This is a genomic window from Mesorhizobium sp. M7A.F.Ca.MR.176.00.0.0, assembly GCF_004023165.1.
Lineage (GTDB): Bacteria > Pseudomonadota > Alphaproteobacteria > Rhizobiales > Rhizobiaceae > Mesorhizobium.
In genome coordinates, this window is the sequence record NZ_RZTC01000014.1 from 1 (window position 1) to 11064 (window position 11064).

At 64.3% G+C, this 11064-nt stretch carries 11 protein-coding genes (1 of these 11 only partly in view); 4 read left to right on the plus strand and 7 right to left on the minus strand.

Annotation, left to right across the window (positions count from 1 at the left end):
- Positions 1-16 precede the first annotated feature (16 nt).
- Positions 17-910 carry a dihydrodipicolinate synthase family protein gene (locus tag EOB59_RS07215; RefSeq protein ID WP_128288057.1) on the minus strand — a complete coding sequence of 298 codons (894 nt, stop codon included), beginning with the start codon at positions 908-910 and terminating at the stop codon, positions 17-19.
- A gap of 69 nt (positions 911-979) precedes the next feature.
- Here EOB59_RS07215 and EOB59_RS07220 point away from each other — a divergent pair, with 69 nt between their 5' ends.
- Positions 980-1672, plus strand: coding sequence for a GntR family transcriptional regulator (locus EOB59_RS07220; RefSeq protein ID WP_164895602.1), 693 nt, complete (start codon positions 980-982; stop codon positions 1670-1672).
- A gap of 52 nt (positions 1673-1724) precedes the next feature.
- Here the strand turns inward: EOB59_RS07220 and EOB59_RS07225 are convergent, their stop codons facing one another.
- Positions 1725-2024, minus strand: a complete 300-nt coding sequence (locus tag EOB59_RS07225; protein WP_127808989.1) for a hypothetical protein — start codon at positions 2022-2024, stop codon at positions 1725-1727.
- Positions 2025-2339: 315 nt separating this feature from the next.
- The gene (locus tag EOB59_RS07230) at positions 2340-3836 is read right to left on the minus strand and encodes a CoA-acylating methylmalonate-semialdehyde dehydrogenase (RefSeq protein WP_127808988.1); all 1497 of its coding nucleotides are present in this window, start codon (positions 3834-3836) and stop codon (positions 2340-2342) included.
- A gap of 215 nt (positions 3837-4051) precedes the next feature.
- On the opposite strand from EOB59_RS07230, the gene EOB59_RS07235 reads away from it, so the two are divergent.
- The 3 genes from EOB59_RS07235 (at position 4052) to EOB59_RS07245 (ending at position 7748) form a co-directional block, all read left to right on the plus strand.
- Positions 4052-4933: a LysR family transcriptional regulator gene (locus EOB59_RS07235; RefSeq protein ID WP_128288059.1), complete on the plus strand. Its 882-nt coding sequence runs from the start codon at positions 4052-4054 to the stop codon at positions 4931-4933.
- Positions 4934-5151: 218 nt separating this feature from the next.
- Positions 5152-5595, plus strand: a complete 444-nt coding sequence (locus EOB59_RS07240) for a hypothetical protein (RefSeq protein ID WP_128288060.1) — start codon at positions 5152-5154, stop codon at positions 5593-5595.
- Positions 5592-7748, plus strand: coding sequence for a phosphatidylserine/phosphatidylglycerophosphate/cardiolipin synthase family protein (locus EOB59_RS07245; RefSeq protein WP_128288061.1), 2157 nt, complete (start codon positions 5592-5594; stop codon positions 7746-7748). The genes EOB59_RS07240 and EOB59_RS07245 overlap by 4 nt, the downstream gene beginning before the upstream one ends.
- A 4-nt stretch (positions 7749-7752) precedes the next feature.
- On the opposite strand, the gene EOB59_RS07250 is transcribed toward EOB59_RS07245, so the two are convergent.
- The 4 genes from EOB59_RS07250 to alr all read right to left on the minus strand — a co-directional run.
- Positions 7753-9009: a D-amino acid dehydrogenase gene (locus EOB59_RS07250; protein ID WP_128288062.1), complete on the minus strand. Its 1257-nt coding sequence runs from the start codon at positions 9007-9009 to the stop codon at positions 7753-7755.
- 119 nt (positions 9010-9128) lie between these two features.
- Positions 9129-9683: a nucleoside-diphosphate kinase gene (locus EOB59_RS07255; protein WP_128288063.1), complete on the minus strand. Its 555-nt coding sequence runs from the start codon at positions 9681-9683 to the stop codon at positions 9129-9131.
- A gap of 2 nt (positions 9684-9685) precedes the next feature.
- A complete protein-coding gene (rnk, locus tag EOB59_RS07260; RefSeq protein ID WP_128288064.1) occupies positions 9686-10108 on the minus strand; it encodes a nucleoside diphosphate kinase regulator in 423 nt (140 codons plus the stop codon).
- Between the two features lie 274 nt (positions 10109-10382).
- Positions 10383-11064, minus strand: partial view of an alanine racemase gene (alr, locus tag EOB59_RS07265; protein ID WP_128288065.1) — the 3' portion only. 428 nt of this gene lie beyond the right edge of the window; the window shows 682 of its 1110 coding nt (coding positions 429-1110); its start codon lies off the right edge, out of view — the gene reads right to left on this strand; the stop codon is at positions 10383-10385.

The following is an 11064-nucleotide window of genomic DNA, read 5'->3' on the forward strand; positions in this document are numbered from 1 at the left end:
GGGGAGAAGAAAGCCATCAAAATGTCGGCAGCGTCGGCCGAACCGCGAGCGCATCCTTGACGGTCTTCTCGACGGCCTTGCGGCGCTCGCCCGACAGCGGCTGGCGCGGCATGCGAACGCGGTCATTTGTGTTGATCGCGAACACTTCGGCAAGCTTGATGTTTTGGACCAGATAGGTCGAGACATCGAGATCGAGCAGCGGCCGGAACCAGCGGTAGATGGCGAGCGCCTCCTCGCGGCGGCCCTGCTTCATCAGCTGGAATATGGCGACGGTCTCGCGCGGGAAGGCTGTGACCAGTCCCGCAACCCAGCCGATGGCGCCGACCGACAGCGCCTCGAAGGCCAGATTGTCGACGCCGGTGAACAGGTCGTAGCGAGTGCCCAGGCGATTGATGATCTCGGTCGAACGACGGATGTCGTCGGAGGATTCCTTGATCGCGACAAAGCGCCTGTCCGACGCCAGCTCCTCCATCTGGTCGACGCTGACGTCGACGCGGTAGGCAAGCCGGTTGGAGTAGATCATGACCGGCAGGTCGCCCGCCTCGGCGACCGCGCGCAGCGCCGCGACCGTCTCTTCCGCATTGGTGTGGTAGATCGGGCTCGGCACGACCATGAGGCCATTGGCGCCTTCTTTGGCGGCGCGTTTGGCGATGCTGGCCGCCTCGCGTGTGCCGGCCTCGTTGACGGTCAGCAGCACCGGCTTCTTGCCGGCGACCTTCTGTGCGGTCTTCAGCACCTCGATCTTCTCGTCGGGCGACAGCATCGGCCCCTCGCCGAGCGATCCGCAGACGATGATGCCGTCGCAACCGGCCTCCATCTGCAGGCTGAAGCAGCGCTCCATCTCGGCATGATCGAGACGATCATCCGCGGTGAATTTAGTCGTGACGGCGGGAAAAACTCCGGTCCACATGATCATCTCTCCATCTGATATATCAGTGGTATATCTATTAACAAACCCGCTGTCAACGCGGATTCCGTTATGATATATTCAAGATATATCAGGAGAGCGCATTTGATATCCACGGCAGCAAGCACCTCGGCAGAGCCGGCCGCGACCAGGGCCTACCATGTGCTCGAGCACATGATCGTCACGCTCGAACTGGCCCCGGCAAGCTTCGTCACCGAGGGCGCTCTGATCGAGAGGCTCGGGCTTGGCAGGACACCGGTGCGCGAGGCGATCCAGCGGCTGGCATGGGAAGGGCTGCTCGACGTCAGGCCGCGCGCCGGCATCGCCATCGCCCCGCTCCATCCCGGCGACTGGCTGCGCGTCCTCGATGCACGTCGCGGCGTCGAGGTGGTGCTGGCCCGCTCGGCCGCCCGCTTCGTCACCCGCCAAGCCGCCGACCTGTTCCACGAAGCAGCGCTCGCCATGCAGAAAGCGGTGATCTCGGGCAACGTGCTTGCCTTCATCCAGGCTGACAAGGCTCTCGACGAAGCGCTGGCGCTGGCTGCCGACAATCTCTTCGCCGCCCGTCTGGCCGCCCCCTTGCAGACCCACAGCCGCCGCTTCTGGTTCCGCTACAAGGCCGAGACCGGTCTTGCAGAATCCGCCGAGCACCATGTCGCACTGATCCGCTCGATCCTTGCCGGCGACGAGGAGGCCGCGGCCAAGGACGCCAAACGCCTGATGGCGCTGCTGCGCGGCCACGCCGAGACGGCCGCCACGCGCTGACCTCTTTTACATCCGGTGCGCTTTCGTCGCCGGCGCTTCCTCGAAACTCGGGTCAAGTCCCTGGCAAGGCAGCCGCCGCCATCAACGAACCGTCCCAGCCTTCGCCCGCCGTGATGACGCAACTCTGACCACGCGTGTCGGTGGCAAGAATTGTCCAGGTGCCCCGGTCGGAGACGAATATCTCAAGAATCAGGCTCGGGTTGACCAGGCCGCGCGCCGCCTCACTTTCGTGGAATTTTTCCCCGAGCGCTTTGATCATATCCGCACGGGCCGCGCATTGCTCCGCCAGCGCCGGGACGGCGGGACACGCAAAAATTGCCGCGAAAAATAGCGTTGCCACAAGACGGGTCATCTGACACCTCCTTGCGCCAGACGATGTCCCCGAAGCTGTCGCCAGCGCCGTTGCTTGATCTGCCGTACCTCCTTGCGGCAGGACTGCAGACCAAGACGGCAGATGCCTACTTGGTTCCATCACATTAGCGTTCAAGCGGATAGGGTCGCCACCGGATTGCAAAAAAACGCCCGGGCGCGAGCGCCCGGGCCTTGATTCCAAATCAATTTGTTGTCCGGTCAGTTCATCGTCGGGATGACGAATTCAGCACCGTCCTTGATGCCGCCCGCGCGACCGCAGCCGAAGGCGAGGACGCGCAACCAAGAAATCGTCCGGTCAATTCATCGTCGGAATGACGAATTCGGCACCATCCTTGATGCCGGACGGCCAGCGCGAGGTCACCGTCTTGGTCTTGGTATAGAAGCGGAACGCGTCCGGGCCGTGCTGGTTGAGATCGCCGAACGAAGATGCCTTCCAGCCGCCGAACGTGTAGTAGGCGATCGGCACCGGGATCGGCACGTTGATGCCCACCATGCCGACCTGGACACGGCTTGCAAAGTCGCGCGCGGCATCGCCGTCACGGGTGAAGATGGCGACGCCATTGCCCATCTCGTGATCGTTGGCGAGCTTGATCGCGCTCTCATAGGTCGGGGCGCGCACAACAGAGAGCACCGGCCCAAAGATCTCTTCCTTGTAGATACGCATGTCCGCGGTGACGTTGTCGAACAGGCAGCCACCCATATAGTAGCCGTCTTCATAGCCCTGCATGGAGAAGCTGCGGCCGTCGACGACCAGCTTGGCGCCTTCCTTGACGCCGGTATCCACGTAGCCCTTAACCCGTTCCAATGCCTGCGCCGTCACCAGCGGGCCGAAATCGGCGGAAGAGTCCGTCGAAGGACCGACCTTCAGGCTCTCGACGCGCGGGATCAGCTTTTCCATCAGCCGGTTGGCGGTATCGTTGCCGACCGGGACGGCGACCGAGATCGCCATGCAGCGCTCGCCGGCCGAGCCGTAGCCGGCGCCGATCAGCGCATCGACGGTCTGGTCCATGTCGGCATCAGGCATGATGATCATGTGGTTCTTGGCACCGCCGAAGCACTGCACGCGTTTGCCGGCGGCCGTGCCGCGCGAATAGATGTAGTGGGCGATCGGCGTCGAGCCGACAAAGCCGATGGCCTTGATGTCGGGATCGTCGAGGATGGCGTCGACCACGTCCTTGTCGCCATTGACGACATTGAGGATGCCCGCCGGCAGACCGGCTTCGAGGAACAGTTCGGCGATGCGCATCGGCACGCCCGGATCGCGTTCCGACGGTTTCAGGATGAAGGCGTTGCCGCAGGCGATGGCCGGCGCGATCTTCCACAGCGGGATCATCGCCGGGAAGTTGAACGGCGTGATGCCGGCGACCACGCCGAGCGGCTGGCGCATCGAATAGACGTCGATGCCGGGGCCGGCGCCGTCGGTGAATTCGCCCTTCATCATGTGCGGTGCGCCGATGCAGACCTCGACCACTTCGAGGCCGCGCTGGATGTCGCCCTTGGCGTCGGCGATCGTCTTGCCGTGCTCGCGCGCCAGGATGTCGGCCAGTTCGTCATAGTCGCGCGCGACCAGTTCGAGAAACTTCATCAGCACGCGTACGCGGCGCTGCGGGTTGGTCGCGGCCCATTTCGGCTGCGCTGCCTTGGCATTCTCGACCGCCGCGCGCAGTTCCGCCTGCGAGGCCAACGCCACCGTGCCGCGCACGGAGCCGTCCATCGGCTGCATGACATCCTGCTTGCGGCCGCTGGTCCCGGCGACATGCTTGCCGCCAATGAAATGACCATAGTCGATCATGATTTCTCTCCCTTGTTTGTGATGCTGCATTGTCCGCCTTTGGCCGGCGGATGGCAACGCGACGGAGAACGCAACCGTTGTGCGGAGAATAGATAACGATTGACGAGCGAGCATCAATTCCCGCAAATGGTGGGATGCAATTGCTGCCGTGCGGATTGAGAGATTGAGTTCCACCACAGAACGCAGCGTCGATAATTGTGATCTGGACCCTCCCCATGAACTGGGATGACGTCCGCATCTTCCTCGCCGTGGCGCGCGCAGGCCAGATCCTTGGCGCCGCCAAACGGCTGGAGCTCAACCACGCCACCGTCTCACGCCGCATCGCCGCACTCGAGGAAGCGCTGCGGACAAAGCTGTTTCGCCGCTTGACCACCGGCAGCGAGCTGACGCCCGCCGGCGAGCGTTTTCTCGACATTGCCGAGCGCATGGAGGGCGACATGATCGCCGCGCGCTCGACCATTTCAGGCGAAGGCGACGACGTTTCCGGCACGGTGCGCATCGGCGCACCGGACGGTTTTGGTGTCGCCTTCCTGGCCAAGCGCCTCGGCGAACTGACCGCCCTGCACCGCGAACTGACGATCCAGCTTGTGCCGGTGCCGCGCTCCTTCTCGCTGTCGCGTCGCGAGGCCGACATCGCCATCACCGTCGAGCGGCCGACCGAAGGCCGGCTGGTGGCAGGAAAGCTGGTCGACTACTCGCTCGGCCTGTTTGCCTCGCGCGCCTATGTCGAGGCGCATGGCTTGCCCCAAACCGCCGCCGAGCTCGGCCAGCACACGCTCATCGGCTACGTACCCGACCTCATCGTCAGTCCCTCGCTCGACTATGCGGGCGAATTCAGCACGGACTGGCGCACCAGCTTCGCCATCTCCTCGGCGCTCGGCCAGGCCGAGGCGGTGCGCTCGGGCGCCGGCATCGGCATCCTGCACACCTTCGTCGCCCGCTCGATGCCGGAATTGGTATCGGTCGACGTGGTCGCGCCGATCCGCCGTGCCTACTGGCTGGTCTATCACGAATCGGTCAGGCCGCTGCGCCGCGTCCAGATCGTCGCCAGCTTCATCACCAAGATGGTGGAGCGGGAGCGAAACCTGTTTGTCTGATGCATGTCGCCCAAAAATGATCTCGGTTTTGAGAGAACGACATGCATAAAACAAAGACGCTAAAGCGCATCGCATGAATCCGATCAAACGCGATGCGCTGTAGCCGTGCCGCCTTTTCCTTGCCACAAAACCGGCCAGTGTGGCATCAGGCGTGCGGTCGCCGGCTGTGGGCGGACGCCGCGCGCAGGGACACTTTCAGAAAGCTGGCGCGGATAGACATGCGAGCCGTTCTTGCCATCCTGCCGCTGCTTTTCGTTTCGGCTTGCGCCAATCCGTGGACGAAGGTCACGGGAGCCGAACTGCCCAAGCCGATCCGCTACGCAATGGCGCGGCCTTCGCCTTTCGTCTTCGGCAATTATTGCGGCCCTGGCACCCGCACCGGCGATCTATCGGCCCGGCCGGCCGACCGCCTCGATGCGGCCTGCCAGGCGCATGATGCCTGCTACATCGCCCGCCACAACCATTGCGACTGCGACGGCACCCTGGTCACCTCGGCGAAAGCGATCCGTGACGACAAGACAGCGCCACGCAAAATGCGCGGCGAGGCCGAACTGTTGATCGCCACCTTCGCCATTCCCGTCTGCAAGGTCTTCCCGCAGGGCTTCATGCCGCCGCGCGATCCCGCGCAATTGAGCGCCCTGAAGGCCGGAGTCGCCGGGTGAAGGGTCGCGCATCCATCGCCATCGTTCTGTTCGGGCTGGCCGTCCTTGCCGGCTGTGCCGGCGCTGGCCGCAATGCCTGCGATCTCCTGCAAGGCCAGAGCGCTTGCGCACGACCCGCGCTCTCCGCCGAGACAGCTGGGCCGCGGATCGCCGCCGCGCAGTTTTTCGGTGACGCCGGTACGAACGACTACGAAAAACGGTTCCTGGCGCTGCTCGCCCATCACCAGCTCGGCGCCATGGACCGCGCCAACGGCACCGGCCCTTTCGGTCACGACCGCCATGAGATCCGCAACAGCGATTTCCAGGCGACCTACCGGACACTGCAGCAACTGGCCGGGCCGGTTACCGAAACGCACCTGCCGCCGGCCGGCGCCAGCAGCGGCGAGGGCCATTTCGATGGACGCTGGCGGGTGTCGCGGCAGACGCTCTACATCGATGCGGCGGCGCGGCCCTCAGTGCCCAGGGTCTTCGATTTCTCCGGCCTGCAGGCACGCAGCGTCGAGATCGTGCTGCGCCAGGCCGGCAAGAAACCGGCCGACATCGAGGGCACCTGCGACGGCACGCTGGCGATCCGTGCCGGCGCCGGTTCACGCACCATCGCCACGGGCACGGCATTCCGCTTTCACCTGGCCGGCGAGGACGACACGGTCAGCCTGTTTCCAAGTGACAGCCTGAACCGCTGCACGGCAAGGATCCGCTCCAGCCTTGCCCCGGGAGGCGCGCCGCTCACCATCCAGCGCGAAGAGAGCGTCGATCCGGCTCTCGCCGCCTTCGACAGTCGCTACGAGCGTTGCCCGACGCCAGACCCAACCGGCCTCGATCCTCTCAGCCGCGCCTTCTATGCCAGCCGCTGGCTGTCGCAGACCTGTGCCTTGCCGATCGGAAAGCCGCGCCTGCTGCGCAAGTCGCGCGACGGGTTCAACGCCAAGGTCGAGGCTCTGATGGGAGCGCCGCTGTCCGACAGCGCCATCGACAAGGGCGACCCGGAGCTGCCGCTCGATTTCTCCAGGGCACCAAGGCTGAAGCTGATCTACCTGTCGTCGCTGGAGTTCAAGGCCGACTTCTCCGGCCGTATCATCGAACGGCTGATCCGCCACCATGCAGCCCTCGGCACCAAGGTGCGCATCATGGTCACCGACGTGCTGGAGCGCGACAAGGACGACGCCCTGCTGCATCGGCTGGCGGCCGAATTCCCCAATGTCGAATTGCAGGAATATCGCTGGCGGGCGGACCATGGTGCGCCGATCGACGAGCAGATTTCACAACTGCACAAGGTCCATCACGTCAAGATGCTGGCGACGCTTGCCGACGATCCACGGCGGTCGCGTGCCATCATCGGCGGCCGCAACATCCATGACGGCTTCCTGTTCCACCAGCCGATCGATCTGTCGCGCTATCCAGACCTTGAGCAATACGGCAAGACCGACGGGTTCTCGCTGAACTACTATTCGAACTGGAGCGACTTCGACATCGAGTTCGCCGATCCGGCCACGGTCGAGACGCTGGCCGCGCATCTTTCGACAGTGTGGCTGCGCGACGCCGACACCAATCTGGCGCGCCCCGTCTCCATTCCGGTCCGGTCCGACGGCGCCCGCCCGTCAGGCACGGCACGACACTTCATTTCGGTGCCCTACGAGGACGGCCATGCGCTGGAGGACTATTTCGTCGAACTGGTCGACGCTGCCCAGCACCATATCCAGATCGTCAATCCCTACCTCAACCTGACGCCCAAGCTTGCCCAGGCTGTTGACCGGGCGCTCGCCCGCGGCGTCAGGATCGACATTGTCGGCCGCATCGATCTCAAGGGCGATATCGGCGGCAAGTTTCTCACCGCGCTCAACAAGCTGTTCGTCGAGAAATATGGCGACCGCATCAACATCCGCGAATTCAAGGCGCCTGACGTGGTGCTGCATTCCAAGATCATGATGATCGACGAAAGGTTGGTCGCCATCTCGTCGGTCAATCTCAACAACCGCAGCTTCTTCCACGACAGTGAGAACGGCATGATGGTGCTCGATCCGGCCTTCTACACCAGGATGAAGCCGATCTATGACGACTATGTCGCGCACTCCAATCCGGTCGCCACCAATGTAACGATCCCGTGGGCTTACCGGCTGCTTTTCGACGAGGACTGGGTCCGGCAGGCGTTCTGACCCTCTACCGTAGATAACGCTCCTGCGCGAGGTCGCGGACGTCGATGTCAGGCACCCGGCTGGAGATGATGTCGGCCAGAACCTTGCCCGAGCCGCAAGCCATGGTCCAGCCGAGCGTGCCGTGGCCGGTGTTGAGATAGAGATTGGAGAGCTCGGTGCGGCCGATCAGCGGCGGACCATCCGGCGTCATCGGCCGCAGCCCGCACCAGAACGTCGCGTCCCGCATGGCGCCGGCGCCCGGAAAGAGATCGCCAACCGAGTGTTCCAGCGTGCGCCGCCGCGATTCATGCAGCCTTAGGTCGAAACCGGAAATCTCGGCCGTGCCGCCAACACGGATGCGGTCGCCGAGCCTGGTGATCGCCACCTTGTAGGTCTCGTCCATCACCGTCGACACCGGTGCCGCGGCGGCGTCCTTGATCGGCAAGGTGATCGAATAGCCCTTGACCGGATAGACCGGGATCGGCCGCTTCACCCTGCGCATGAAACCTGCCGAATAACTGCCCAGCGCCATCACATAGGCGTCGGCGGTCTTCCAGCCTTTGCTGGTGCTGAGGTTGGCGATGCGGTTGCGGCTGCGGATGACGCGCCAGATCGTCACGTCGTATTCGAACTTGACGCCGCGGGCCACACAGAGTTCGGCCAGCCTGTCGGTGAACATCTTGCAGTCGCCGGTCTCGTCGTGCGGCAGCCTGAGGCCGCCGACGAACTTTTCGCGCACCCCGGCAAGGCCAGGCTCAGCCGCGATGCAACCGTCCTGGTCGAGGATCTCGTAAGGCACGCCGTACTTCTTCAGCACCTCGACATCGCCGCCGGTGCCGTCGAGCTGCTTTTGCGTGCGAAACAGCTGCAGCGTGCCCTGGGTGCGCTCGTCATAGGCGATGCCGGTAGCTTCGCGCAGCGCCTTCAGCGTGTCGCGGCTGTATTCGGCGAGCGGCACCATGCGTGCCTTGTTGATCGCATAGCGCTCGGCCGTGCAGTTGCGCAGCATCTTGATCAGCCATGTCCACATATGCGGGTCGAAGGCCGGCCGCACCACCAGCGGGCCATGCTTCATCAGCAGCCATTTGATCGCCTTCAGCGGAATGCCGGGTCCGGCCCAGGGCGAGGCGTAGCCGGGCGAAATCTCGCCGGCATTGGCGAAGCTGGTTTCCAGCGCCGGGCCTTTCTGGCGGTCGAGAACCGTCACCTCGTGGCCGGCCTCGGCAAGAAAGTACGCCGTGGTCACTCCGATGACGCCGCCGCCCAGCACCATGATCTTCATCGTTCACTCCTTGCCGCCGCACGTCCTTGAGGACGCCTGGACGCGGCCGCATTTCCGATTTGCGCACGATCCCCTGCGAAAATCGATGCCGACTTTCGGGATCGTGCAGTGTTGCCTGTTCACGCCGCCGTGGGACCGGGGTCGTCATCCCCTGTCTGCCGCATTCCGGCCCTTTCGCCAAGGGGCCGCCAATCGGCTGCGGCGCTGTGGACGAGGGTGAGCCTACGCGGCCGTCGCGCCTCGTCTTGGGATTTCTTCCTGACGGCACGCCGCGCGGCCTCCGGCTGGTAGAGCACGGTTGCAATCAGGACCGACTCCCGCCTGCCGTCGGCGTGTTCGATCCATGCAGTCTGACCCTCGGCCATTCCGAGCATGCAAAGCCCCCGCCTTGTCATGATCGACAGGCTGGAGCCGACCGGACCGCGCACCTCGTTCTGCACCAAGGTCCGGGTCTGGGCAGGGCCGGCATCGACACGAAACACCAGTCTGCTGTTCAGCGTCACGATATCGGATCCGACCGAATCGATCGCGACGACCTCGGCTTTGGAAAGCTTCTCTTCAAGCATTGGAACAATCGGATCCGCGAAAGCCCGCCAACGCTCCAATATGATCTCGAGGACGGCGAAGTCCTTCGTCGTCAGCCGGAAATTCGCGCCTGTCATCGCCGTCTCCATGATCAGGGCCCTTCCCGCCCGCAGGCCGGCGCATCGACCGCTTCGATGGTCGCCGACAGTTCCCGGCCGCCACGGCTGCTCCAGCACACTGTCTGCCCGATCGACGCGCCGATAAGCGCCGTCCCCATCGGCGTCAGCACCGAGATCCTGTTTTCACTGATGTCTGCTTCGCCGGGATAGACCAGCGTGATGCGCTGGGTGTGGCCGCCATCGTTGCGGATTGTCACCGTCGAATCCATCCGCACCACGTTGGCCGGCATGGAAGCCGCCGCCGTGACGACGGCACGGTCCATCTCCGAAAGCAGTTCTTCGGCCGTCTCGGGCACGCGGTCGAGCGACGCCCGCGCCAGGCCCGTCAGCCTGTGGTGGTCGGCATCGCTGACCAGAAGCCGGCTCGGTGGCCGCAATCCTGTTGCATGTTGCATGGCAAACCTCATGACTTGGCGCATCGAACAGACGCGCGCCTGCCCCCGCACAAACGGTGGCTTGATGAAAAGCCGGCAGCCGCGAAGCTGTCTGGCTCGGGAATGATGATGTCAGGTAGAAATGCCCCGGTTCGGACGAACGCCAAAAGGCGACCGCGCCGGGGCTACGATCCCGCGATCGGGCAGACCCTGAACAAGGTTCTGATATAAGCTGGGTTGCTCATGCAAGGAGCCTTGCCGACAGGCGTTCGCTTGTCAAGCGCGGCCAAACCGCTCAACCGCCGACATAGCGCCGATGGAAGCGCAGGCCGAGGCTGGTCAGGATCTCGTAGCCGATGGTGCCGGCATGGCCGGCAGCGTCATCGACACTTTGCGAGGGACCGAGCAGTTCGACGAGATCACCCTCGCGCAGCCTGCCGGCCGGCAGGGCGGAAATGTCGAGAATGATCGAATCCATCGACACCCGCCCGAGGAAAGGCAGGCGCGTGCCCTCGAACCACGCAGCTGACGCGGCCCGGCGCTGCCAGCCATCGGCGTAGCCGAACGAAATCGTCGCCAGCCTGAGCGGGCCTTGCGCTTGATAGGTGTGGCCATAGCCGACGCCGGCGCCTTTTTCGACGCTGCGCGTCTGTGCCACCTTTGCCTGCAACCGCACCACCGGCAGCATCGGATTGGGCTTTGCCGGCGTCGGATTGATGCCGTAGAGCGCGGCACCGGGGCGGGCGAGATCGTAGTGAAAGCGCTCCCCAAGAAAGATGCCGGAGGAATTGGTCAGCGAGGCCGGTGCCGCCGGCAGCATCTTGCGCAGCCGCTCGAATGCCAGCCGCTGCCGCTCATTGGCCGGGTGTTCCGGCTCGTCGGCGCAGGCCAGATGACTCATCACGAACCGGATGTCGATGCCGTCGAAGGCCTGCGGATCGGCGGCAACGCGCTCCACATCCCGGGGCGCGATGCCG